Annotated in this window: 15 protein-coding genes; 6 read left to right on the top strand and 9 right to left on the bottom strand. The window is 58.8% G+C overall.

Annotated features, from left to right (window positions below; translation table 11 throughout):
* Nucleotides 1–118 precede the first annotated feature (118 nt).
* Nucleotides 119–2,986 (top strand): EAL domain-containing protein, encoded by a 2,868-nt coding sequence (locus ACA055_RS29750; protein ID WP_497681760.1) that lies wholly within the window; start codon nucleotides 119–121, stop codon nucleotides 2,984–2,986.
* 74 nt (nucleotides 2,987–3,060) lie between these two features.
* Here ACA055_RS29750 and ACA055_RS29745 read toward each other — a convergent pair whose 3' ends face one another.
* Nucleotides 3,061–3,375, bottom strand: a complete 315-nt coding sequence (locus ACA055_RS29745) for a hypothetical protein (RefSeq protein WP_497681759.1) — start codon at nucleotides 3,373–3,375, stop codon at nucleotides 3,061–3,063.
* 361 nt (nucleotides 3,376–3,736) lie between these two features.
* Between ACA055_RS29745 and hexR the strand changes: the two genes are divergently transcribed.
* Complete coding sequence (gene hexR, locus ACA055_RS29740) at nucleotides 3,737–4,603, top strand: transcriptional regulator HexR (RefSeq protein WP_497681758.1); 867 nt, start codon at nucleotides 3,737–3,739, stop codon at nucleotides 4,601–4,603.
* A gap of 236 nt (nucleotides 4,604–4,839) precedes the next feature.
* Nucleotides 4,840–5,052, top strand: a complete 213-nt coding sequence (locus tag ACA055_RS29735) for a PA3496 family putative envelope integrity protein (RefSeq protein ID WP_497681757.1) — start codon at nucleotides 4,840–4,842, stop codon at nucleotides 5,050–5,052.
* Here the strand turns inward: ACA055_RS29735 and ACA055_RS29730 are convergent.
* Complete coding sequence (locus ACA055_RS29730; RefSeq protein ID WP_497681756.1) at nucleotides 4,994–5,956, bottom strand: LysR family transcriptional regulator; 963 nt, start codon at nucleotides 5,954–5,956, stop codon at nucleotides 4,994–4,996. The two genes, ACA055_RS29735 and ACA055_RS29730, sit on opposite strands and share 59 nt — an antisense overlap.
* A 190-nt stretch (nucleotides 5,957–6,146) precedes the next feature.
* Here ACA055_RS29730 and ACA055_RS29725 point away from each other — a divergent pair, with 190 nt between their 5' ends.
* Nucleotides 6,147–7,562: an acetyl-CoA carboxylase biotin carboxylase subunit gene (locus tag ACA055_RS29725; protein WP_497681755.1), complete on the top strand. Its 1,416-nt coding sequence runs from the start codon at nucleotides 6,147–6,149 to the stop codon at nucleotides 7,560–7,562.
* An 11-nt stretch (nucleotides 7,563–7,573) separates the two neighbouring features.
* Nucleotides 7,574–9,382, top strand: a complete 1,809-nt coding sequence (gene oadA / locus ACA055_RS29720; RefSeq protein WP_497681754.1) for a sodium-extruding oxaloacetate decarboxylase subunit alpha — start codon at nucleotides 7,574–7,576, stop codon at nucleotides 9,380–9,382.
* A gap of 219 nt (nucleotides 9,383–9,601) precedes the next feature.
* On the opposite strand, the gene ACA055_RS29715 is transcribed toward oadA, so the two are convergent.
* The 4 genes from ACA055_RS29715 to ACA055_RS29700 all read right to left on the bottom strand — a co-directional run bounded on the left by ACA055_RS29715 (nucleotide 9,602) and on the right by ACA055_RS29700 (nucleotide 13,862).
* Nucleotides 9,602–11,869: an autotransporter outer membrane beta-barrel domain-containing protein gene (locus tag ACA055_RS29715; RefSeq protein ID WP_497681753.1), complete on the bottom strand. Its 2,268-nt coding sequence runs from the start codon at nucleotides 11,867–11,869 to the stop codon at nucleotides 9,602–9,604.
* A 224-nt stretch (nucleotides 11,870–12,093) separates the two neighbouring features.
* Complete coding sequence (locus ACA055_RS29710; RefSeq protein ID WP_497681752.1) at nucleotides 12,094–12,765, bottom strand: GNAT family N-acetyltransferase; 672 nt, start codon at nucleotides 12,763–12,765, stop codon at nucleotides 12,094–12,096.
* A 17-nt stretch (nucleotides 12,766–12,782) separates the two neighbouring features.
* Entirely contained in the window at nucleotides 12,783–13,229 is a 447-nt protein-coding gene (locus ACA055_RS29705; RefSeq protein WP_497681751.1) for a GNAT family N-acetyltransferase, read from the bottom strand.
* Between the two features lie 9 nt (nucleotides 13,230–13,238).
* Nucleotides 13,239–13,862, bottom strand: a complete 624-nt coding sequence (locus tag ACA055_RS29700; protein ID WP_497681750.1) for an FMN-binding negative transcriptional regulator — start codon at nucleotides 13,860–13,862, stop codon at nucleotides 13,239–13,241.
* Between the two features lie 90 nt (nucleotides 13,863–13,952).
* Here ACA055_RS29700 and pdxR point away from each other — a divergent pair, with 90 nt between their 5' ends.
* Nucleotides 13,953–15,500 (top strand): MocR-like pyridoxine biosynthesis transcription factor PdxR, encoded by a 1,548-nt coding sequence (gene pdxR, locus ACA055_RS29695; RefSeq protein WP_497681749.1) that lies wholly within the window; start codon nucleotides 13,953–13,955, stop codon nucleotides 15,498–15,500.
* A gap of 5 nt (nucleotides 15,501–15,505) precedes the next feature.
* Here pdxR and ACA055_RS29690 read toward each other — a convergent pair whose 3' ends face one another.
* The 3 genes from ACA055_RS29690 to ACA055_RS29680 form a co-directional block, all read right to left on the bottom strand.
* The gene (locus ACA055_RS29690; protein ID WP_497681748.1) at nucleotides 15,506–19,957 is read right to left on the bottom strand and encodes a dermonecrotic toxin domain-containing protein; all 4,452 of its coding nucleotides are present in this window, start codon (nucleotides 19,955–19,957) and stop codon (nucleotides 15,506–15,508) included.
* A 282-nt stretch (nucleotides 19,958–20,239) separates the two neighbouring features.
* On the bottom strand, nucleotides 20,240–24,805 hold the full coding sequence (locus ACA055_RS29685) for a dermonecrotic toxin domain-containing protein (RefSeq protein WP_497681747.1): 4,566 nt from the start codon (nucleotides 24,803–24,805) through the stop codon (nucleotides 20,240–20,242).
* A 152-nt stretch (nucleotides 24,806–24,957) separates the two neighbouring features.
* Complete coding sequence (locus tag ACA055_RS29680; protein ID WP_497681746.1) at nucleotides 24,958–26,058, bottom strand: polyamine ABC transporter substrate-binding protein; 1,101 nt, start codon at nucleotides 26,056–26,058, stop codon at nucleotides 24,958–24,960.
* Between the last annotated feature and the right edge of the window lie 2 nt (nucleotides 26,059–26,060).

The following is a 26,060-nucleotide window of genomic DNA, read 5'->3' as shown; positions in this document are numbered from 1 at the left end:
GCAGGGAAGACTTTCGTCTATTTTATGACCCTGGGCAGTTTGGTACGGGCATTTGCTTGTGTATGCTCCTTCGAGTTTCGGGCTCATGCTCATCATTATAAGAACAAGAACATTGTCTATGACCCTCAGCTCCGACCTGTCGGGCCCCACCGTGGAGCCCCGGGTTATCCGTAAACAGTACGCCATGGAAATGGCGGTCGAACGCACGCGTCTGCTTTACCAGGGCTCCCTGCTGCCCACGTTGTTCATGCTGATCAATGGTCTGGTCTGCGCCGGGTTGCTCTGGAGCCCGCAGCGCTACTTCCTGGTCAGCGTCTGGCTGGTGTGGTTGTTGTCGCTGGTGGCGTTGCGAGTGATTCAGGTCGCGGCCTTCGATTCGGCGATTCCCAATCGCCAGGCCCATCCGATCTGGCGCCGCATGTTTTTGCTGGGCTCGGCCCTCACCGGCCTGACGCTCGCCGGCGCCGGTATAGCGCTGGTCCCTGCGGACAATTTCATCCAGCAAGCCTGGGTGTTTGGGCTGATCGGCGCTGCGGCCCTCTCGGCCAGCGTCGCCTATGCGGTCAGCCTGCCAGCCTTCCTGTCCTTTACCTTGCCCTGTCTGTTGCCCGCCATCGGCTACCTGTTCTGGGGCGGCGATGAGCAGGGGCAGGGGTGGGGCTGGTTCGGGTTGATTTTGCTGGGTGCGCTGAGCGTGGTCGCCTGGCAGGTCAATCGGCTGATTGATCGCGGGTTGTTGCGGCGCTTCCAGAATCAGGCACTGATCGAGCATTTGCAGCAGGCTCAAAGTTGCAGTGACCAGCTCAATCAAAAGCTGGCCCAGGAAATCGACCAGCGCCGTCGCGCCGAAGACGAACTGCGCGAAATTCAGACCGGGCTGGAAAGTCGCGTCGCCCAGCGCAGTCTGGAGCTGGACGCCGCCAACCAGGCCCTGAGCAAGAGTGAAGCGCGTCTGGCGCTGGCGTTGAAGGCCAGTGAGCTGGGGCTGTGGGACTGGAACCTGCAAACCGACGAAGTCCATCACACCCAGCTTCAGGAATTGTTCGGCCTAGAGCCGGAATTCGTGACGGCGATGCTGCGGCACCTCAAACCGCGCCTGCACCCTGAGGACTTACCGTCGCTGCGGCGCGCGCTGGTCGAACATTTGAAGGGCCGTACCGAGGATTACCAGATCGAATACCGCGTGCGTCATGGCGACGGTCATTGGGTCTGGATCGAGGACCGGGGGCGGGCCGTTGAGCGCGGCGAAAACGGTCGGGTGATCCGCATGGTCGGCACCCGTCGCGACATCAGTGTCAGCAAAGGTCTGGAAGCACAACGACAACTGGCGGCGACGGTGTTTGAGGCGGCCAGCGAAGGCATCGTGATTTTCGATCCGAACTACGCACTGATCGCCGTCAATCAAGCCTTTAGCCGTGTCACCGGTTATGAGATCGAGGACATGCTCGGGCGCAACGTGGTCGAGTTGCCGTGCAGTCGCGATGCCCGCCGGCACTACGGGGCCATTCATCAGGCGCTGGAACAGCACGGCAGTTGGCAGGGCGAGCTGGTCGAAACACGTAAAAACGGTGAGTTGTATCCGCAATGGCTGCAACTGAACGCGGTGCGCGATGCTCGGGGAAATGTGAGCCATATCGTGGGTTTCTTCGCCGATCTATCGGCTCGGCGCGAATCCGAAGAGCGCATGCGCTACCTGACCCACTACGACGAGCTGACGGGCCTGGCCAACCGCTCGCTGTTCCGCGAACGCCTGGGCGAGGCCCATCAGCGAGTGCGCCAGGGCGGACGCAGCCTGGCGCTGCTGCACATCAATCTGGATCGCTTCAAGTTGCTGAACGACAGCCTGGGTCATGAAATCGCCGATCAGCTGTTGCAGAAAATGGCTCGGCGGCTGATCAATGCATTGCCGGAGGCGGACACCATTGCGCGGCTGTCCGGCGACGAGTTCGCGGTGTTGTTCGACGCTTATGGCAACCTTTCCAGCCTGGCGCGAGTGGCGACTCGATTGTCGACCAAACTGCGTTTGCCGGTGACGGTCGAGGGCCATGAGCTGGTCGTCAGCGCGTCCATGGGCATCAGCATGTTGCCGGACAACGCCCGAGAAATCTCTGCGTTGGTCAGCCAGTCGAACATGGCCATGCAGCATGCCAAACACTTGGGCGGCAACAATTTCCAGTTCTACACCGACAGCCTGCAAGCCAGCACCCTTGAGCGTTTGCAGCTGGAAAATCAGCTGCGTAAAGCCATCGAAGAGAAACAGCTGAAAGTGTATTACCAACCCAAACTGTGCCTCGCCACAGGCCGGTTGAATGCCGCCGAGGCGCTGGTGCGCTGGGATCACCCGACCATGGGCCGCGTGCCACCATCGGAATTCATAGGCTTGGCCGAGGAAACCGGGTTGATCGGCGCGATCGGTGAGTTCGTGTTGCGTCAGGCCTGCTGGCAGGCTTGTGAGTGGCAGCGTCAGGGGCTTGAGCCTATTCGGGTGTCGGTCAATCTGTCGGTGCATCAACTGCGTCAGGGCAAGCTGGTCAGCCTGGTGCGTCAGGTTCTGGAGGAAACCGGCCTGGCGCCGCACTACCTGGAGCTGGAGCTTACGGAAAGCCAGTTGCTGGACAGCGTTGAGCACATCATCGCGACCTTCCAGCAGTTGCGGGATTTGGGGGTAAAACTGGCCATCGATGATTTTGGCACCGGCTATTCGTCTCTGAGTTACCTCAAGCGTATTCCGGTGGATTACGTGAAGATCGATCAGGCATTCATTCGAGGACTGGGAGAGGGGAGCGTGGATGCCTCGATCACCCGGGCGATTATTGCGATGGCGCACGGCTTGTCGTTGAAAGTGGTGGCTGAAGGGGTTGAACGCCCGGAGCAACTTGAGTTTCTCAGGGATGAGCGTTGCGATGAGGTGCAAGGTTATTTGATCAGCCGGCCGGTGGAGGCGGATGGGCTGGCGGGGCTGCTACGAGCGCAACGCGTAGATTGAATCAGGCCGCAATCCTGCACAAAACTCCCCGTCAGGCACTGGGGTGACATGACGGGAAGTCCTGAAGTGTGTTCTTAGTGGGTAATCAGAACTTTATCAATGTGGTGCAGCAAATTCCCTTCGAAGAAAATGCTTACGCCGGTGATACTGGAGTCACCCAATGCTTTGTATTCGACGAACTTGTCTGTCAGAACCGGCAGAGAAACTCCATTGGACTTTTCAAGTTTCAATTCCAGCCGTAGATCAAAGGACTTGTCCTGAATGACGCTTCGTATCAAGGTTGGAGTAACGCCGGTGTGTGCAACGGTTACGGTGCCAAAAGCACGGAAAGACGGGGCGCCTGGCATACGATCAATTTGTGCGATCCAGTCTTTGGTTGTGATGCTCATAATATATAACTCCATTAGTTAAGTGTTATTGCTTCCTGCTCGATAAATGTATCTAACTAATCTGGATTGTGGGAGGGAGATTACGCTTGTCTTTGTAAGTTAATATATTTGCAAGTTGGTTGCTTGTTTGTTGTAAAACTAATGGGTGAACTTTTCAGCGGGGTCTACTAATTGCCTCATTGATCCTTGAAGCGTGCATGAGCTTACCGTTTACGCGCCGGAGAGGACTGCTACATGACGCGTGCGCACCTGAAATCGAGGGATCTGGTTACTCATTGAGCAGGCAAAAAGCCGATTCATGTAGTATAACTACAAGCTTGCTACATCCCCGGCACCTGCCAATAACAAAGAGTCCAGCCCCTTGAATCTGCTGCAACACATCGCTCAGTCACGTCACCTGCTACGCAAGTCGGAGCTCAAGGTCGCCGACCACGTGCTGCTTGACCCTGCGGCTGTGATGCACAGTTCCATGGCCGACCTGGCCCACAACGTGGGTATCAGCGAGCCAACCATTGTTCGCTTCTGCCGTGCCATCGGTTGCTCAGGGTTTCAGGATCTGAAATTGAAGCTGGCGCAAAGTCTTGCCGCGGGTGCCAGTTTCGGGCAGTTCGCGATCCATGAAGACGATTCGGTGGCTGACTACAGCCTGAAAATCTTCGATACCACCCTGCACACCTTGATGGAGGTTCGCGAGAAACTCGATCCGGTGGAGTTGCAGCGGGCTGTGTCGCTCATGTCCAAGGCGCAGCGTGTCGAGTTTTATGGCTTTGGTGCTTCGGGCGCGGTAGCGGCGGATGCCCAGCACAAGTTTTTCCGTTTGCTGCTGACCGCAGCGGCGTATTCCGACCCGCACATGCAGGCGATGTCCGCGGTGACGCTGAAGCCGACTGATGTGGCGATTTGCATTTCCCAGTCCGGACGTTCCAAGGATTTGTTGATCACCGCTAATCTGGTGCGCGAAAGCGGCGCCTCGCTGATTACTTTGTGCCCGAGTCAGACGCCGCTGGCGGAACTATCGACCGTCAACCTGGCGATCGATGTGCACGAAGACACCGAAATCTACACGCCGTTGACCTCGCGTATTGCCCACCTGGTGGTGATCGACGTGTTGGCGATGGGCGTGGCCATGGCCCGAGGGCCGAGCCTGGTCAACCACCTCAAGAGCGTGAAACGCAGTCTTCGCAGCTTGCGGTTGTCGCCCAAGTCGGTGAAAGCGTTGGACGATTGATTCTCATCTGACATCGCCGGAAGGTCGTTCCGACCTTATTCGCGAGCAAGCCCGCTCCCACATTGACCGAGTTATTCAGGCGTACGCGATCAAATGTGGGGGCAGGCTTGCTCGCGAAAGCGTCCTCAAAATCATCACGTTCCCGCAAGTTTCACATCTCTGTAACGTTCGAGCCGCCAAACCGTCATCCCTCGCGCCTATCGTGAAACTCCCGTACTCGCCTTGGGAGACTCGAAATGGCCCAGCCCTACGAAGAACGCAACAGCGCCGTCAAAACCCGTCGTCAGCAAGAAGACCAGCGCCGCATGGAATTTCGCCGCGCTATCGAAGATCGCTGCGAACGCCGTCAGCTTCTGGCAGAGATTGGCGATTTTCCTGACGAGCTGGAACTCAATTACTGGCAGGCAGCTCCCGTAATTTCCCGTCGAAACGCTCAACCAGGGCGCTGATCTGTATCCGTTCGCTGCGGATAAACGCAAGGAACGCATGCGCCACCGGTGACAGCCGTTTGGCTTTGGCCTGCACCAGGCACCAGCTGCGGAACAGAGGCAGCTCTTCGACCGGTAACTCGATCAGTCCGCCGGTCGCCAACTCAAGGTTCAGGGCGTGGCGCGTCAACAGCGCCACGCCCAGACCCGCCAACACACATTCGCGTTGCGCTTCGGCTGACGAGACCTCCTGGGTCTGGTTGAAGTGCACACGTTTTTCTTTGAAATACTCTTCGCATGCCATTCGCGTCCCGGAGCCGGATTCGCGCAGCAGCAGGGTGTAGGGCTCGAGATCCTGCAAGCGCAGGGGGCCCATATGACACAAAGGATGATCCGGCGGTGCCACGGCGACGATCGGATTGTTAAGGAACGGCAAGAACTCCAGCCCCATGTCCTGCGGCACCATGGACATGATCACCAGGTCATCGCGGTTATCGGAGAGGCGGCGGATCACCTGTCCGCGGTTGACCACCGTCAACTGCAGGTTCACCTCCGGGTGCTGGCGTTTGAACGCGGCGAACAGGTGCGGCACGAAGTATTTGGCGCTGGATTCCACTGCCAGTTTCAGCTGACCCTGTAGCGATCCCTGCATGTCCGAGAGCTGCATGTCGAGGTTTTCCAGGCGCCCGAAAATGTCCCGACTGGCGCGTTGAAGGGCTTCGGCCGCTTCCGTCATGTAGAGTTTTTTGCCGACGTAATCGAACAAAGGTTGACCAATCAGCTCCTCGAGTTGACGAATCTGTAGGCTCACGGCAGGTTGTGTGAGAGACATTTCGTCGGCTGCGCGGCTGTAGGACCTCAAATCACAGACCTCGTTGAAGATCTGCAACTGACGTAATGTCATACGCATCAAAGACTTACGCATAATATAAGAGCTCTGGTCCGTGGCTGATGCGTCAACTATAAGTCTTTACTTATGCCTGACCCAATAATTAATCATTTTTGTTAATCCCTTGTGAGGGCTAGTGTGGGGCTGCGACTAAATCGAAACATTTGGTCACGCGTCGACCTGGTCTAGCAGGTCGTGGGTACCACCGGCTCAAGGGAACCTCCAAGTGATAAAAAAGATCCTGATCGCCAACCGTGGTGAGATTGCCGTACGAATCGTGCGTGCCTGCGCCGAGATGGGCATTCGCTCGGTCGCGATCTATTCCGACGCCGACCGCCATGCCTTGCATGTGAAGCGCGCGGATGAGGCCCATAGCATCGGTGCCGAGCCATTGGCCGGTTACCTGAACGCGCGCAAACTGGTGAATCTGGCGGTGGAAACCGGTTGTGATGCATTGCATCCCGGCTACGGTTTCCTCTCGGAAAACGCTGAACTGGCGGACATCTGCGCGGAACGCGGCATCAAGTTCATCGGTCCATCGGCTGAAGTGATTCGCCGCATGGGCGACAAGACCGAAGCCCGCCGCAGCATGATCAAGGCGGGCGTGCCGGTTACTCCAGGCACTGAAGGCAATGTCGCGGACATCGCCGAAGCGCTCACCGAAGGCGACCGCATCGGTTATCCGGTCATGCTCAAGGCCACTTCCGGTGGTGGCGGCCGGGGTATCCGTCGCTGCGACAGCCGCGAAGATCTCGAACAGGCTTTCCCGCGAGTCATTTCCGAAGCCACCAAGGCATTCGGTTCCGCGGAAGTGTTCCTGGAAAAGTGCATCGTCAACCCGAAACACATCGAAGCGCAGATCCTCGGCGACAGCTTCGGCAACGTGGTGCATCTGTTCGAGCGTGATTGCTCGATCCAGCGGCGCAACCAGAAGCTCATCGAAATCGCCCCGAGTCCGCAACTGACCCCGGAACAGCGCGCGTACATCGGCGACCTGTCGGTGCGTGCAGCCAAGGCCGTGGGATACGAGAATGCCGGCACCGTGGAGTTTCTGCTCGCCGAGGGCGAGGTGTACTTCATGGAGATGAACACCCGGGTGCAGGTGGAACACACCATCACCGAAGAAATCACCGGTATCGACATCGTTCGCGAGCAGATTCGCATCGCGTCCGGCCTGCCGCTTTCGGTCAAACAGGAAGACATCCAGCACCGCGGTTTCGCGCTGCAATTCCGGATCAACGCCGAAGACCCGAAAAACAACTTCCTGCCGAGCTTCGGCAAGATCACCCGTTACTACGCGCCCGGCGGCCCCGGCGTGCGCACCGACACGGCGATCTACACCGGCTACACCATTCCGCCGTTCTACGATTCCATGTGCCTGAAACTGGTGGTGTGGGCGCTGACCTGGGAAGAAGCGATGGACCGTGGCTTGCGCGCCCTCGACGACATGCGTCTGCAAGGGGTCAAGACCACCGCCGCGTACTACCAGGAAATCCTGCGTAACCCGGAATTCCGTAGCGGCCAGTTCAACACCAGCTTCGTTGAAAGCCACCCTGAACTGACCAACTACTCGATCAAGCGCAAACCCGAAGAGCTGGCCCTGGCCATCGCCGCCGCCATCGCCGCCCACGCAGGCCTGTGAGGAATAGAACAATGAGCAAGAAAATCCACGTAACAGACACAATCCTGCGCGACGCCCACCAATCGCTGCTCGCCACCCGCATGCGCACCGAAGACATGCTGCCGATCTGCGACAAGCTCGACAAAGTCGGCTACTGGTCGCTGGAATGCTGGGGCGGCGCGACGTTCGACGCCTGCGTACGTTTTCTGAAAGAAGACCCGTGGGAGCGTCTGCGCCAACTGCGCGCCGCGTTGCCTAACACTCGCCTGCAAATGCTCTTGCGTGGCCAGAACCTGCTGGGCTACCGCCACTACAGCGACGACGTCGTCAGAGCCTTCGTCGCCAAGGCAGCGGTCAACGGCATCGACGTGTTCCGCATCTTCGACGCCATGAACGACGTGCGTAACTTGCGCGTAGCCATCGAAGCGGTGAAAGCCGCCGGCAAACACGCCCAGGGCACTATCGCGTACACCACCAGCCCGGTGCACACCATCGACGCGTTCGTGGCCCAGGCCAAGCAAATGGAAGCCATGGGTTGCGACTCGGTGGCAATCAAGGACATGGCCGGTCTGCTGACTCCGTACGCCACTGGCGAGCTGGTCAAGGCATTGAAATCCGAGCAGTCGCTGCCAGTGTTCATTCACTCGCACGACACCGCTGGCCTGGCCACCATGTGCCAACTCAAGGCTATCGAAAACGGTGCCGATCACATCGACACTGCGATATCCAGCTTCGCCTCGGGCACCAGCCACCCAGGCACCGAGTCGATGGTCGCCGCCCTTAAAGGCAGCGAATTCGACACCGGCCTGAACCTGGAACTGCTGCAAGAGATCGGTCTGTACTTCTACGCCGTGCGCAAGAAATACCACCAGTTCGAAAGTGAGTTCACTGCCGTCGACACCCGCGTGCAAGTCAACCAGGTACCGGGCGGGATGATTTCCAACCTGGCCAACCAGTTGAAAGAGCAGGGCGCTCTTAATCGCATGAGCGAAGTGCTGGCAGAGATCCCGCGCGTTCGTGAAGACCTCGGCTTCCCGCCGCTGGTGACCCCGACTTCGCAGATTGTCGGCACCCAGGCGTTTTTCAACGTGCTGGCCGGCGAGCGCTACAAAACCATCACCAACGAAGTGAAGCTCTACTTGCAAGGCGGCTACGGCAAGGCGCCGGGCACCGTTAACGAGAAACTGCGTCGCCAGGCCATCGGTAGCGAAGAGGTGATTGACGTTCGTCCGGCTGATCTGCTCAAGCCGGAAATGACCAAGTTGCGTGCCGAAATCGGCTCCGTAGCGAAGTCTGAAGAAGACGTGCTGACCTACGCCATGTTCCCGGACATCGGTCGCAAGTTCCTCGAAGAACGCGCTGCCGGCATCCTGACACCTGAGGTGCTGCTGCCGATTCCTGAAGCGGGCGGCGTGGCCTCGGCTGGTGGTGAAGGCGTGCCGACCGAGTTCGTCATCGACGTCCACGGCGAAACCTATCGCGTCGACATCACCGGTGTCGGCGTCAAGGCCGAAGGCAAGCGTCACTTCTACCTGTCCATCGATGGCATGCCGGAAGAGGTGGTGTTCGAACCGCTCAACGAATTCGTCAGCGGCGGCAGCAGCAAGCGCAAGCAAGCCACTGCACCGGGCCACGTCAGCACCACCATGCCGGGCAACATCGTCGATGTGCTGGTCAAGGAAGGCGATACCGTCAAGGCTGGCCAGGCGGTGCTGATTACCGAAGCGATGAAGATGGAAACCGAAGTCCAGGCGGCCATCGCCGGCAAAGTTACCGCCATTCACGTGGCCAAGGGCGATCGGGTGAACCCGGGCGAAATCCTGATTGAGATCGAAGGCTGAGTTAACAGCCGAGATACAACGCTTTAAACCTCGGGGGGGCATGTGCTCCCCTTTTTTTTTCGTCCCGTGTTTGGGTAAATCGTTTTCCCGACGTCACCTCGAATCAAATGTGGGAGCGGGCTTGCTCGCGAAGAGGGAGTGTCAGTCGATTCAAATTTTGACTGACACACCGCTTTCGCGAGCAAGCCCGCTCCCACAGGTATCGCATGTTCGGTCAGGTCAGAACGCCATTCGCCACTGGCCCATGACGCCGTGGCTGCGGCTATCGCTGCCAACCTCGCCGTTGTAGCCGATTCCTAGCGTATGTCGCGCCGAAAGGGCCAGGTCCAGCCCGGCGTCGAGCATCAGGCTGTCCCGGTCCAGTGTCGCGCCTTCCACAGTGAAAATCTTGCCGCCGGTGGCCAGTCGTTGTTGAGTCTTGCTGTCGACATCACCGTAGACGTGCTTCCAGCCAGCGCTGAATCGCGGTGTCAGTTGCATGCCGTTATCCAGCGTATTGAGTTGCGCCAGTCGCAGGCCAAAGGTGCTGCTGAAGTTGTCCCGGGTTTGCCCGCGGACCTGCAGAGCGGCGGCACCACCTTTTTCTGTGTAGCTATCGCGCTGATAGCGCTGGTAGCCGAGGGCGGCAAAGGGTTCGGCGCTGACGTTGCCGCTGCCGAAATCGTACCCAGCCTCTGCAAAGGCTTGCTGGGTGCCGGCGTCATAGCTGCCTTTGAGCCGGTCATTGAACCCATTGAACGCCACCCGCCGTTTGCTGCTGCCGTTGTGGTTGCTGTAAGTCGCCCCCAGGCGCAATGCCAGAGGGCCGCTTTGGCGCAGGGCGTAGGTGCCCAGGTGCCAGCTGTCGAGGTCGCCATCCAATTGACTGCCGTCCAGCCGAGTCTGTGACTTGCTGCCGATCACGCCCAGTCGCCATTGCTCATCGATCGCCCAATCAGCGCCGAGTACCAGGCCTTGGGTGGAATGTTGCAGGGCGCTACTGCCATGGCTGCGATCCAGTGTGCCGCCGTTGCCCAAGGCTTGGACCCAGACCCTGCCGCTGGTTTCGCTACCCGCCGCAAGACGGGGTGCTTTGTTCTGCCTGTTCAGAGCGCTCAGACCGTCCTTGCTATCCAGCCGGCGCATGGCTGACAGCATGCTGGTGCTGACCGGATTGACGCTGCTCAACGTGGCATTGGCCAGATTGGCGTTGCTGCCTGCGGCGAGTTGTTCGATGGCCTGGGCGGCAGTGGCTTTGCTGGAGCCGAGCAGTGCGGTGATAGCGGCATTTGTTGGGCGGATGGGCGCTGGTGGCGTGACAGGAGTGCGGGGGACCGGAGCTGAAGTCGGGGAAACGTTGGCCGTGGAGCCCATGGGAGATGGCGTCAGCTCAGAGGGAGAGTCCTCGGTAGCGGTGGACGGAATTTGTGCAGTTATGTCCGAGTCATCCGAGCGGGATGTTGCCTGTCCCTCGGGGACGACTTCGGGCTCTTCAACGCTGGCGCCGAACACTTTACCGTTCTCGCTGATTGCGGCTTGATCGATTGTCACGCCGTTGCGGTCGTAGGTCAGTTCGACGGTCTGCTCTGTAGGGCGCAAGGTTGGCGTCATGAACATCAAGTTGCTGGATACAGCGCCGAATTCGCCTTCAATCTTGTTGGCTTCAATGATGGTGTACTGGCTAGTTTGCGGAAATTCGCCCTCTGCCGCGACTACGTTCAGGGTTGCACCGCCAAGGCTGGCGGTGCCAGTGACCTTGATGGTTTCGCTGGAACCATCGGGGCTGACTTCGTAGAACACTACCGCCGTTTTGGAGAGGCTCATGTTGCCTTTTACCGTAGGGGCACCTTGTAATCGGTTTACATGAAGCTGGCCATGCACCTCGAGAGCGCCGACGCTGCCTTTGCCACTGAAGGCCCCCTGTTCACGGATCTTGATCCGGCCTTCGACATTGCCCATGTTGCTCAGGTTGCCACCTTTCAGGACGGCAATATCGCCACCGATCAAGCCGTTGTTGAACAGAGTGCCCTGGACCACTGCACCACCTGCGATGTGTCCTTCATTGGTGAGCGTTGCTTTCGGGCGGACCAAGGCGCCGATGCTGAAATCACCGGAACCTGTCTGAGTCCAGGATCCATTCTTTACCTCGAGTCGCTGGAATTGGCGACTTTCGCCTATCTTTCCACCTTTAGCGGAATCGAGTTGCATGACGTTGTTGCCACTACCCCCTTCCACGATTCCATCAAAACTTTCTTGAGCAAGGACTCTGACCAAGTCATCACTCTCGCCGAGTTGAAGCTTGTTCCAGTCATCTGCGTTTTTGATGACGTCGGCGGTGGTGGCTTTGAGGAAGGCGTTGAGATCTTTAATCAGCTCCTCCGGCGTTTTTACCGAAGGAGGAGATAACTCGCCAGTGGTTTGCTGAGCAATCGCGAATTCAGCGCAACCCAAGGCAAGTGCAATCGCCAAGGCGAGGTGTTGTGGTCGGTATTTGTGTTGAGCGGGCATCGATTTTGGCCTCTGTTGACAGGAGGCCAAACTCTAAAAGTCGATGAAAATTGCGGATGCCGGGCATTTCCGGGTGTTTCGCAAGGCGCAGAGACTTCGCTTGTAGCCGAATCAGCGGCGGGCTTCGACTCCCTCCGGATTCACCCGAGCATCAGACGTCTTTCCCTACAGCATTCCCGGAAATCAGCGTTGGCGAAATAGCAGAAACTTATCTACTGCTGCCCTTAACCCCGACACTCCACCAACGTCTTCACCTGCCCAGACTCCGTCTGGTTCTCATCGCTCAACCATTTCTCAAATCCCGCCCCAATTGCTGGCCATTCCGAGTCCAGAATCGAGTACCAGGCTGTATCCCGGTTCTGCCCCTTGACCACCATGTGCTGGCGAAACACGCCCTCAAAACTGAAGCCCAAACGCTCCGCCGCGTACTTGGAGCGGGCATTGCCGTTGTTGCACTTCCATTCCAGACGCCGGTATCCCAAGGCAAATGACTCTTTGGCGAGCAGGTAAACCGCCTCGGTGCTTTTCGGTGAACGCTGCATGGGCGCCCCGAAAGTGACGTGGCCGATTTCGATGCGACCTTGAGAGGGAACGATCGACATCAGGCTGAGAATGCCTTGCACATCACCGCTGGCACGGTCGATCACGGTGAAGAAATACGGGTCGCTGTTGGCCGCGTGATTGTTCAGCCAATCGTTGAACACGCTGCGTTCCGGGAATGGACCGTAAGGCAAATAATCCCAAAGCTTTGGATCGGAGCCCGGGCCTTCCAAGGCTTTCCACAAGCCGTCGGCATGGCGGGTCGGGTCGAGTTTTTCCAGGCGAATGAAACGCCCTTCGATCAGTTGGACCGAGGGGGCGGGTACGCCTTTCCAGTCCGCGAGTGAAGTCGACATGCTGCTCTCCTTGAACCTTAAATGGCTTTGCGAAACTGGATGAAACCGGGGCGTTCGGCGATGCGCTCGTAGAGCTGGATCGCGGTGGCGTTGGTTTCGTGGGTCAACCAATGGACCTTGCAGCAACCATCGGCCTCGGCCGTGGTATAGACGAATTCGATCAGCTTGCGACCAATGCCGGTGCCGCGGGTTTGCGGGGTCACCAGCAAGTCTTGCAGGTAGCAGGAGTTTTCGATGCTCCAGTTGGAACGATGGTAGATGAAATGCACCATGCCCACCGCGTTGCCATCAGCCCAGGCAAGAGCTGCGTGGGTCGTTTCGCTCGGGTCGAGCATGCGCTGCCAGGTGCTTTGGGTGACCGCTTCAGGCAGCTCGGTGTTGTAGAAGCGCAGGTAGGCTTGCCACAACGGCAGCCACGCGGCGTGGTCGTCAGCGGTGACCTGGCGAATCTCGATCTGACTCATGTTCATTCCTTAACGCATCAAGTGGGCGAGGGCCTGGTCGTGCACATCGGGGCTGGTGGCCAACCCTTCACGCACACCGGCGATGTCTGCTGAACTGCGGTTCTGGCTGAGCTTGCGCTTGCCTTCCAGGCGCTGGATCGGCAGGGCAAAACCGACGATGGCCTTGAGCATGCCGTCGATATAATCGGCGGGGGCATCGGCGACTTTCCACGGATTGGCGCGACCTGACTCGTGACGATCAGTCAGAGCGCTGACCAAGTTGCGCAGGCGATCAGCATCAGTAAAAACTTGTGCCGTGCCATACGCGTGCACGGCCACGTAGTTCCAAGTCGGCACCGCTTTTCCGTGCTCGGCTTTGCTCGGATAAAACCCCGGGCTGACATAAGCGTCGGCACCGGCAAAGATCACCAGCGCCTCGGCGCCGTTCTGCAGTTCTTTCCATTGCGGATTGGCCTTGGCGAAGTGTCCGTAAAGGGTGCCATTCGGGCCTTCGTCGAGGTTCAACAGCAGCGGCAAATGACTGGCTTGCAGGCCTTGCTCTCCTTGGGTGACGAGCACGGCGAGGCGGGTGCCGAGTATCTGTTGCTGCAGGTCCGGCAAATCGTCGATGGCAAAGCTGCGTGGCGTGTACATGGAAATATTCCTTGGCGAATGTCTGCATCCTAGGCAGGCTATTGGTCTGTTGTAAGAGCCATTAACGACCAATTTCATAGGTCCATTGTGATGACTAGCGAGCCGCTGTCCTTGTCGTTCAACCCCGCGGGAATCGAACTGGATCGCCGCCAGGGTCTGAGTCGCCAGCTCTATCAGGCATTGCGCGTGCGAGTGCTGGACGGACGACTGGCCAGCGGTACGCGTTTGCCGGCAAGTCGGGATCTTGCAGCGGCTTTGGCGATTTCCCGCAACAGCGTGGTGCGCGCCTACGACCAGCTCTACGCCGAAGGCTTCATCGAGGGGCGGGTCGGTGACGGCACATATGTTGCGCAATTGCCGCAAACCGCGCTGCCAGTGAAAAAACTATCCACAAAAGTATCCACAGGGTTGTCAACAGGCTTACCCACAGCCTTATCCACAATTTCATCCGATTTACCTGTGATTTCATCCAGCAAAGTTATCCACAGCGGCGCGTTGGGGCGCGTGGAAAAGAACCATTTGCCAACACCTCCGAGTGGCCCGCCTCGGGCTTTTCGGGTCGGTGTGCCGGCGTTCGATCTGTTTCCCTTCGAGGTGTGGGCCAAGCTGAATGCGGCTTTCTGGCGCAAACCTGACTTGCAGCAGCTGTGTTACGGCGACCCGGCGGGCGATCCCCGGTTGCGCGGACTGATTGCCGCCTACCTGCGCAGTTCGCGGGGTATGCAGTGCACGGCTGAGCAAATTGTGATCACCAGCGGCGCGCAGCAGGGGATTAGCCTTTGTGCACAGTTGCTGGTGGAGCCGGGCGACGGGGTGGCGATTGAAAATCCGGGTTATCGCGCGGCGGGTCATGCGTTCGCCGTGGCCGGTGCGCGATTGCACGGGGTGGCGGTGGACAGCGAGGGCATCGACTGCGCCGAACTGGCGGGGCTCGCTGATTGCCGGCTGACCTATGTCACGCCGTCCCACCAATACCCGACCGGGGTGGTCATGAGCCTGGCTCGACGACTGGAGTTGCTGGCCTGGGCCGAACGCACCCAAGGCTGGATCGTCGAGGACGATTACGATGGCGAGTACCGTTACAGCGGCGCGCCACTGGCGCCGTTGGCGGCACTCGATCGTCACGGGCGGGTGCTGTATGTGGGGACGTTCGGCAAGGTCGCGTTTCCGGCGTTGCGCCTGGGTTATCTGGTGTTGCCATCGGGGCTGGTGGAGGCGTTTGCGCAACGGCGCGCGGTGGACGTGCGACATTCCGAGGTGAGCACCCAGGCCGTCATGGCCGAGTTCATGGCCGCCGGGCATTTCCAGCGCCATATTCGCCGCATGCGTCGCGCGGCACTCAGTCGGCGCAATTGTCTATTGGCTCATTGGCCGACCAACATCGAGGGGGTTGGCAGCGTGCCCAGTGTGGCGGCGGGGTTGCACTTGACGGTCTCGGTGAACAGCGTGGCCCGTGAGCGGGAGTTGATTACACAAGCCGCAAGCGTGGACGTCGAGGTCAATGGGTTGAGCAGCTATTGGCTACCGGACTCTCTCATTCCGCCAGATCAGCGGGCCGGGCTGGTATTGGGTTTCGCGGCCGTGCCAGAGCCGGCGATCGAGGCGGCTCTGGCACGTTTGCGCAAGGTCTGGAGCTGATCGTTTCAGATTTGGGGCGTCGTCCGGGTCTCGGGTTTCAGGAACAGATCCCGCACCACCGGATCGATGATCCGGCGCAGCGCGTTGTCGACGGCGTCAAAAGTGTCCAGTTGCTGACGTGTCTTGGTATCCAGCGATTGAAGATACGCATCAGAGAACTTCAGGTGGGCCGCCGTGAACTGATCGGCGGGATCCGTCAGGTTGTCGTAATGAAAGTGCGCCACCCATAGCGCCTGGTTCTCGCGGGTCTTATCGAGAATTTTGTATTCCTTGAAGTAGTCTTTGCGTTGTTTGGTTTTGATCCGGCCTTGCCCGTCGTCAACGATCTCGACCTGTTGATTGTTCTCCAGCCATTTGAGGTACGCCTCTCGAGGTTTGCGGGCCTTGATCATGGCGGAATACACCTTAATGCCTTCCTTTCGGATTTTGACGGCGTCCCAGCGAAGCTCCCCAGGCAGGGTCGCTACCGGGAAAGGATCTTCTGCGGCGGCGTTTCTTCTGGCGTTGGTCGCTTCAACATCACTGGCTGCTTGCTCCAGTCTGGTTGCATGTTGATCGAGCAGGTCTTTCATGTCCGCCGGAATTCGCCCGGGCCGCTGAGCGTCGGCGCGAGTACGTCTGATGAAGTCGTCGACTTCTGCATTCAACGAAAGCGCACTCGCCACAATGCACTCGTCATCTAATGTCGCGCTGGGCTTTGGACGGGTGGACGATATTTTGATCAGCGGGATCTTTTCGCCCTGTTCTGTTTTTTCGCTGGTCGGGATATCGCCGTCCGACCCACTGCGTGCTCGGCTTTTGGTGACTTTAACCACGGGCCGAGAGGTGGAAGGGCCAGGCTCAGGCTTGGTGATTGGGGTCGTTTCTTCTGGCTCAGGTAGCCGTTTGAGCAGCCGACTTCGTGCGAGTTCGTGAAAGTTCTTGATCAACCTCTTGATGCGGTCGAGTCGGGCGGTATCCAGGTGATCGGGCCACGCGGTAGAAAGCTCCTGAAGGCGTTGCTCGGTACCAGCCAGCTGATCGACCAGTGTGGCGAGCAGATCAATGCGTTGCTCTTGGGTTTCGGGAGGCTGCACCGCGTCTTCGAGTTCGATCAGTTGGTGAACGCTATTGGCAGCTTTCTCGAAGATTTTGACGACAAGCTGCCTGACCTCTTGCAGGTTCTTGCCGGGGCGTTCACGAACGCACAGTTCGTTGGACATGCCGATTTCGTTGGCTTCGAGATCGAGCTGGGTAAATGTAGGCAGCAATTTTGTCAGGGCCGCGCCGACCTTTTGAGCCGGGCGTGTCGTTGCCGTGAGCTTGTCCAGCGACAGATGGAGACGCTGCAGCCGTTCAATCATTTCGTCGCTCAGCTGAATGGCCGTACCGGCTATTTCGATCTGCTTGTCTCGAGGCATCGGTGTGCCGCTTTCCAGATGCTCGACCAACGGCTTGGTGGTGATGGCGTACTTCCTCATCTTCACCCTCAGCCAGGCGCCGGTGTAGCGATGCTGTTCGATGGTCAGGCGCATTAGTTGGGCTTGATAAAAAACCCCCGCGCCACCGGTTTCGCGCCATTGCTCAAGATCGTCGAGTGCCTGGCTGTAGCCCTTGGCGAGCTCATCGGCCTGGGCGAGGTAACCGGTTGCCGTTTCATCGAAGGTTGTTGCCGGCGTCTCTTCAACGGAAAGTGCTTCCATGGCCGTGGTGACGGCGTTTTTTTTTGCCTCTTCCTGCACCAGAAAACGATGCAGGGCCACCCACGCGTCTTGGTTTCGCCTGGTTTTGGCTTGCCGCATCGCTTCGATCCTGCCGGGCGGCGCTCCGCCACGCAGGCGAAGTTTCAGGTCCCAGTACCACTGTCCCTGATGGGGATCGTATCGAACTTCGAAACCGACTCGCGAAGGGTCATCGGGATCGACGATGGTCACGATGTCATCTTCGACACGGACCTGAAACCAACGCTCACCCACCTGGGCGTACAGCTTCGCGTTGAACTCATGCAGATGGTTGGCCGAGGGTTGCGGCGGATGGGGCAGATTCGGTGCCGTCACCTTGAAGCTGTCGATCTGCCGCACAAACCGTGCTTCTGTGGTGGAGCGGGGCAACGCGTTGGGTGCCAGGGCGGTCAGGTGCGATGGAGGCAATGGCCCGGTGGGCGCGTCAGGCGCTTGAAATTCCGTCGGCTTGAGCGCCGGCAGCGTAAGCGAGGTTTCAGTCGGAAGAACCGACCGGTTTTTTTTACGGCCAGGCTGTAGGGCGTGGATGCGTCGCGATGCCCACCGTTGCGTGAGGATAATACCCAAGGCCAGCAGCACGTCACCGATCGAAGTCCACTCCACGAGGGTGTCGCCGCGCTCGTGGGCATCGAGTGCCTGTTGGATCTGGTTGATGCTTTGCCAGACCCATACAGCGGTGCCCGCAGCGCCGGTCAGGAAGTTGGCCGCAATACTGAAAATCGCCCAACCGCTGTCCGCCAGTATTGACCAGCGCCGCTCCGCGTTGGACGTGGACTGGCGGTCTGCCAGTTCGACCATGGCCTGGCTGTGCGCGGTGAACAGGCTTGCAAGGACATCGCCCGTCAGGGGCGTATCGGCGAGCTTGACGGTGCCGGTCAGGTCCAGATGGATAAACGGCTCGAAGGCGAGTTGAGTAACGGTCCAGGGCGAGGGGAGCCCCGACGAAAACACGTACTGGGCATATTCGAAACTCAACGCCTGGGTTGGCAGCCACGCCAGTACCGAATCCCTGAGCTCTCCGGGTTGGTAAAGCGCGTACACCAGGTTTTGCAGCGAGGGAAACTGCCTGAGCGGCTGGTCCAGCAGTGGCGCGTAAAGCAGGCAAGGACCGGCGCTCCGATCACGTGGGCCGATGATGTACACGTTGACCACGGTATCCGGCGTATGGCCGAGTCGATGTCTGGGCATGAACGCCAGCGGGCGAATGTTGACGGGGTGATCGGACGTTGATTGCCCGCTTTTGATGGCGTCCATCAGTTGGCAGACGTAGCGGTAACCTCGCTCATCGACCCCGCCTTCTTGTTTGAGCTTGCACTCCAGGGCCAGTAACGGCAGCAGCAAAGGGAGCTCACGATGGAAGCGCTGCTTTTCGCGCAAGGCTTGCACCGGGTCATCAATCAAATGGCGCTTGAGCAGCTTCGGGTAGGTCGTGCCGATGTCCACTTGAGAGGAAATACGCGACAGGTAATCAACCGTCATCCAGGACGGTGCCGGCTTGCCATCTGCGTAAGCCACCGTGGCCAGGTAAGGCGGTGTGTTCTGCAGGGCGAATTCACCCAGGGTTTCGTAACGCTCATGCATGGGGTCAGGCAAGGTGAAACCACCGACCTCGAAGCTTTGCGTGACAGTGATCCGAATCTCATTCAATGCCTGATGCGCAGCCTCTTCCTTGTCGGCAACGATGGCATCGCACATCTGTTTTTGCGCGAAGGCCTGGATGACGGGGATCTCTTCAGTACTGTCGTTGGCTGCCTGGGCTCTCAATGCTCCCAGGTCGGTGATATAGCGGCTGTAAGCCTGAAGTTCGTCAATCGAACCGGCTAGCAGCCAGTCAGGTACGGCCTTGTTTAACAGCTTGAATCGAGCATTGTCCCGCGCACTGACAGGGCTGCCGTGTTCGGTGGCGTCGGCGGTTTTTCTCGGCAGGGGGGCGGGGCTGGAAGGGGCGAGCGCATCAATGGCATCAAGCTGCTCACCGATCAGGGCCCATACGGCAGCGTCGAAGTAATTGCCCTCAGGTTCATAAAGCCGCCACTGGAGACGGCGGCCGGTCAGGTCCAGATCATTGATGCGCGCCGGTAGCGAGGCGCCCAGTTCTGCCAGGGAGCTGAATGACTCGTAGCCGTTTTCGATCGTGTACATCACGATCAACTCCCGGTTCTGAAGGGTCGCGGTCAACACCAGTGCAGCCGCGAGCAGCAGGTGAGTCGTGGTCTGGCCGTCCACCAGATCGATATCGAGCAGGCAGGCACGTATATCCGACAAGGCTGTGCCAGTGGTGGTGCGCAAGGCTTTGTCGGGTTGTTGCGTAATGAGGCGGGCCAGGGCGCATTGATCAGCGTTCCAGCCATCGGCGGACTGAACATCGAGTGCCGCCTTCAACGTGTCCGATAGTTCTTGCCAGCGCGGCAGCTGTTCACCGGTGGCATTCCAGAAGTCCAATTGACGCTGTTCGAGGATCACGAACAGAAAGGGTGCGTTGTCGTTCAGCAGTTGCGTGATTGCGTCCATGCTGATCGCCAGGTGAACCGGATCGCTGGCATGGGGGGCGAGCGTGAGGAAGTGTTCGCCCTCAATGTAATTGGCCGTGGTTTTACTGTAAGCCAAGCGGATCAGCGCATGGGTCAACGATTCGAAGTGAAAGGCAAGTGTCGTTTCGTGGTCCTGATCTTCCGTCGGCGAAGCGATCATGGTTTTGTCGGGATTGATTTCTTGATCGGGGCCAAGCGCTTTCATAGCCGTTTGCAGGAGCTGCGCAGCGGCATCACGTAAAGAGGGGCCGGCGCTCGCTTGATCGACCAGTCGGCTTTTTTGCAACAACAGTGACGCTGAGCGATTGTTTGTGGGGGCTGTGACAGTTTCGGTCATGAGTCTGGTCCGGTCGGATAAGGGCGGATCGGCGAGTACTGCCGTCCGGGGGCGAATCGACAGTAGCCAGGTGTGGACCGGGGAGTGCGGTACATAAATATCGTTAGGAAAAAGGTCCCGCGCACAGCGGGACCCTGTCGCCCATGAGTCTTAAGTGAAAAACAATGCGGTGGCCAACGTGCGATTGATTTCGCTGCGGTAAATGGCGATGAGCTCCTGATTACTGTGGGGATCGCGCCAATCGTAGGCACCCCCCAGTCGCCGCTGGTCGATGGTTTTGAGATGGCCGGCGGTGAACGATTCCAGCGGATCGGTCGGGTTGGCGTAGTGGAAGTGCGCGTACCACAACACGGTGTTGGTTTTTTTGTCGAGAATTTCGTATTCCAGCAAATAGTCCTTCCTCGGCCCTTTTAGCCTGCGTCGCTCGGTGGCTTTCGGGATCGTCACTTCATCTTTGCTCTTCAACCATTCAACCCGTGCGGCGGTCGGTGGCTGCTGCTTGGTCAGTTCGATTCGCGTGCTGCGACCTTTTGCATACAGGTCCGTTGCAGCGCTCTCAAGCTGGTTGCGCAAGGTGGTGGCGGATGCCGGACCTTCGGTGACATTGCTGGCGCTCAGGGCCTTATCAATCTTTTCCATGGCATCACGCAGGCGTGATGCGTGCTGGCGGTAAATCTCTTCGATTTCCTTGGGAATGCGTGGGGCACGACGGGTATGGGATTCAGTACGCTGGATGAAGGCCGGCAGCTCATCGAGTAGTGTTTGTGCGCCCTGAAGACTGCTTGACAGATTGGGGCTTGTCCTGACCGGCGTAGGTGCGTTGGTGGTCACTCGCTCGACCCACACGCCTGGCGTTTTTTCGTGGAAGGTGGCGATTACCTTGCCCGTCAGTGGCGCAATCACATCGACCAGATCACTCTCTTGGCCACTGGCATTTTTACGCGGCAGGCCAACGAGCGTGCCTTTGAAACGAGTCTTGATGATTTTTCGGGTCGGTGTCGCAGACGGCCTGGATGGCCCTGGCACGGGTTCTACAAGGCGCTGGTCGCGCAACAGGTTCGACAGCTGTTGAACGGTGTCCGTATGGAATTGCGCGACACGTTTTCGTGTCTGCTCCAGTCGCTCGGTGTCGAGGTGCTCCGGGAACTCGGTGGAGAAGTCGAGAAAGCGCTGGTCGATGATCGAAAACTGCTCGACGAGGTTGTTCGTCGCCTCGATCCGTTCACCGAGGTTGTGCAAGCTTTCATCCGCGGCCAGGTCATGGGCGCTCTGGATGTTGAGCGCGGCGTCTTCGAGCAGCTTGTCGAGACTCAGCCTCATGTCCTCCAGGGCCTCTTGCGGTCCGGTCTTGAGGCATAGCTCTTGGCCAAGGATGATTTGCAGCAGCTTCAGATCCTGCAGCTCGAAAGGCGGAAGCTTGGCCTTGTATTGACGGCTGACTTCGACGGCCTCCTTGCCCAGCAGGCTGAGTTCTTTGAAGCGTGATTGCGCGAATTCGATTTTGTCGATGATGCCCTCAGTCAGGTCGCTCATTTCCTTAAAGACGACGGAACGGTTTTCCCTGGGGACAGGGTCTTTTTTATCGAGAAGGTCCAGCGTGGTGACCAGACGGGTTCGGAACACTGGATAGCGCTCATCAAGCCAGGATTGCATCAGGAACAGTTGCAGGGACAGCCGATCAAGCATCGCTGTGCGGTAGTTGGGGACGGATTCGAGAATATTCAGTGCCTTCAGGTTTTCGATGTGGACGCAGTATTCCTTCGCCTGCGAATCAAGGGTGTCGAGGAACTGCTTGCGCGCACTGTCGGCGGTTTCCGGAGAGGCATCCAGCATGGCTCGCCGAGCGTTGAAGAGTTGCATCCGCTTGCCCCCCAACCCGGCATCAAACGCGGCGATTTCTTCTTTCTGCTTGCGCAGCTGTTCCTGATTCTGACGCTGCAGTTGCTTGCGGCGGTTTCTCAGGCCGCCACCGCGCAGGCGCAGTCGAAGATCGACGAACCACTCGCCTGAGCTATTGCTACGCAGCAGGGGACCGGCACGGGGCGAGGACTGGCGGTTATCGACAATCTGCACGTCCTCGTTGTCGTTGAGCATGACTTCGAACCAGCGATCGCCGACCCGTGCATACCATTTTTCTCCCAGTGCACGCAGATGCTGGTGAGGCCCGGTGGTCAACGGTTCTGTCAGCCCGTCGGGCTCATTGATCTTCAGGCTGTCCAGCAGTTTGCCCAGCTCCGGACGGGAACGGTTCAGTGCGCCGATGGCGTAAAGCGACGTTTCGTGGGGTTCGGGCAGTTCCGCGGAGGCAATGTCCGGTAGCCGGATCATCGCGATTGGGGTTGACGGCTTTTCTTCCGGGGATGAGCGAGCGGTTTCAGTCTGTTCGATAGGGGGCGTTACAGGTTTTTCGCGAGTCGCTGCCCGATGAGCAAGCACCATGCCCAGGGTCAGGAAAATATCGGCCACTGCCGACCAGTCGAGGTCTTGCGCCTGCTCCTGGCTGTCAGCCACAGCTTGCAGGTCATCCATGATTTGCCAGATCCAGGCGGCGGTACCCGCGCCACGCCCCAGAAACGGCAGCGCTGCGTTGAACAGCATCCAGCCGCCGCGCTTGAGGGTGGCCCAGCGTGCCTCGGCATTGGACACTGACTGCCGGTCTGCCTGGGTAATTAATGCTCGCGTGTTGGTCTGGAACAGAGTTACCAGCCGGTCGGCTTCGATGACGCGCTCACCGAACACAACGGGTTTTGTCATATTGATGGCAATCGAAGGGTCGACCAACAGCTGTGGCACCGTCCAGACCGAGGGCAGCGATCCGGGGAACACGTACTGGGAGTAATTGAAACGAACATCGTCCGGCAGCCAGGCCAATACCGACTGCCGGAGCGCCCTCGAATGCTTGATCGCATAGAGCAAATTGGTCCGGGACGGATACTGGAGCAATGGCGGTTCGAGCAATGGCCGGTAGAGCAGACAAGGGCCCTTTTCCGGGTCCCGGGGGCCGATCACGAACATGTTGCCCGCTTCGTCGGGAGCATCATTTGCGTGATTGCCAGTGATGAATGCCAAGGGACGAATCACGATCTCTTGCCCGTCCACCCGTCGCTTTCCCGGCTCGGTCGCCAGCGCGGCGACGACGTAGCGATAACCTTGCTGATCCATGCCTGCCTTGCCGCGGATCTTGTACTGCAACGCCATCAACGGCAGTTCGATGGCGAGCTGCCGACTGTACAGCGCTTGCAGATGCGCGGCTTGCACGGTGTCGTCGATCAGCTTTCGCTGGAGCATGGCGGGGTAGATCGCGCCGATATTGACCGTGGTGACCAGCGTTTTCAGATAGTCAGGCGTCATCCACGCCGGCACGTCAGTGCCATCCTTGTAACGGACGGTGCAATTACCCAGCGGCAGTCCGGCGAGGTTCTGCAGGGCCAGCTCGCTGAGGGTCAGGGTCAGGGTTTCGGTGTTGCCGGGCAAGATAAAGGTGCCCCAGGCCACCACACTGGTGATGCTGATCTCGACGTCATCAAGCTTCAGCTCGGAAGCCTCGGGATGGTCCTTGCGCAATTGTGCGCCCAGCGCATCCAGGGCGAATGCTTTGATACTCGGAATCTCGCCTTGAAATGTCTTGCCCTTACTCCGCCGCTGTACCTGGGCCAGATCCAGCAGATGCCGGCTGTAACAGCTCTGATCCGCCGGTAACGCGGTATCCAGCCATTCTGGTAGCTGATGTTCCATGCGGGTGAATTGAGAGGTGCGCTCAGTCGACGTCTGTTCGTTGGCGCCGACAGCGTCGTGGGCTCGAAATGCTGTCAGAGACGGTCGCTGAAAGAAGTTGATGGCGCCGATGGCGTCGGCCTCCAGCGCAATGAGGGTGCAGGCCTGATGGTCGAAGAAGTTGCCTTCGGGCTCGAACAGCCGCCAGTGCGAAGCCGCTCCGGGATCGGGCGTGTCCGGTGGCGACAAGAGCGCCGCAGCCAAGTCGTCCAGGGAATCAAAGCTTTTGTATCCCTCGATGAGGGAGTAGGTCAGGATCAACGTGCGATTACCGAGGGTGCCGATCAGCACGGCGGTGTCGAGGATATTGAGATGGTGGCCCTTGTTGCCCCGATCAAGATCGATCAGACAGGCTCGGGTCTGGTAGGGATCGGCGGGTAGGCGTTGCACCTTGTCGGGTGTGTTGAATACAACTTGAGCCATTGCTCGCTGGTCTTTATCCCAGCCTTGGGGCAAGCCGGTGTTCCACAGATTGCGCAGGGTGTCGGATAGTTGATGCCAACGCGGTTGTGAAGAATCGGTGGTTTCGTTCCAGTAGTCGACCTGTTGTTCCTGGTAGGCCGTGAACAGCAACGGTGCGAGTTCGTTGAGCAGGGCGCCGATCGCATCGATTTTCACCGGCAGCTGGAGCGCCGATTCGACGCTCGGCTGCAGGGTCAGGAAGTGTTCGCCGTCGATGTAGGTCTCCGTGGTTCCAGACAGCGCGAGCCGCACCAGTACGTCGGTGAGGGGTTCGAACCATCTGCTGTCGGGCGTGACTTTTTCGCCGCTGATGCGCCAGGTCGGCGTCACGACCATGGTCACTGCCGGGTCGATATCCAGCTCCGGGTACAACGCCTTGAGGGCGGGACGCAGGGCGGTCGAGGCGACTTCGGTGATCGAAGGGCCGGTCACCAGTTGGGTGAGCAAATCATCTGTGCTGGGCGCAGCAGTCTCGGGCATGACCATTTCCTTGTCTGGTGGTTGAGGTCGCTGTCGATGAACAGCGCCGGATCAGAGCAAGGTAGGGAGAGGCCGAGTGCATCAGGTGGTAGATAAATATCGCAGGAAAAAAAAGACCCGCGCATGCGGGTCTTCGCTTTTCAGCGGTTGTGTCAGGTGCCGGACTTGATCTTGGTCCAGGCCCGGGTTCGCGCACGTTCGGCATCGCGCGGCAGCGGTTGCAGGGTGTAGAGCGTGCTCATCGCCGCTTCGGTCGGGTAAAGGTTCGGGTTGTTACGGATCGCCGGATCGACCATTTCCGTGGCGTCTTTGTTCGGGTTCGGGTAACCAACGAAGTCACTGACCGGTGCGATCACCTGGGGTTGCAGCAAGTAGTTGATGAAGGTGTAGGCGTCTTCCGGGTTTTTCGCGCCTTTGGGGATCGAGAGCATGTCGAACCAGATCGGTGCGCCTTCTTTGGGCAGGCGCATGTCGACGATCACACCGTTCTTGGCTTCCTTGGCGCGGTTGGCTGCCTGGGAGAAGCTGCCGGAATAACCGACCGCGACGCAGATGTCACCGTTGGCGATGTCGGCCATGTACTTGGACGAATGGAAGTAGGTGACGTATGGACGGATCTTCATCAGCAGCGCTTCAGCCTTTTCGTAATCCGCCGGCTTCTTGCTGTTGGGATCGAGGCCGAGGTGTTGCAGGGCCAGTGGCAGGATCTCCGATGGCGAGTCGAGCAGGGCAACGCCACACTGCTTGAGCTTGCTGATGTTTTCTTCCTTGAAGATCAGGTCCCAGCTGTCCACTGGTGCGTTATCACCTAATGCAGCCTTGATCTTGTCCGGGTTGAAACCGATCAGGATGGTCCCGTACATGTACGGCACGGCGAATTTGTTGCCCGGGTCGTTGGCTTCGATCAGCTTCATCAGCTTGGGATCGAGGTGGTTCCAGTTCGGCAGTTTGCTGCGATCCAGCGGCTGGAACACACCAGCCTCGATTTGCTTGGCGAGGAACACGTTGGACGGCACCACCACGTCGTAACCGGAGTTACCGGTCAGCAGTTTCGCCTCCAGCGCTTCGTTGGTGTCGAAGATGTCGTAGACGAGTTTGGTCTGGGTGTTCTGCGCCTTGAAATCTTCCAGCGCTTTCGGGGTGATGTAGTCGAACCAGTTGTAGACGCGCAACGTTCGTTCTTCGGCGTGAACGGCGCCACTGAGCACCGTGGCGCACAGAGCGGGAGCGATAAAACGCTTGAGTCTGTTCATTC

Source organism: Pseudomonas sp. LBUM1657 (assembly GCF_059716075.1).
This window is presented reverse-complemented; position numbering and strand designations above follow the sequence as displayed.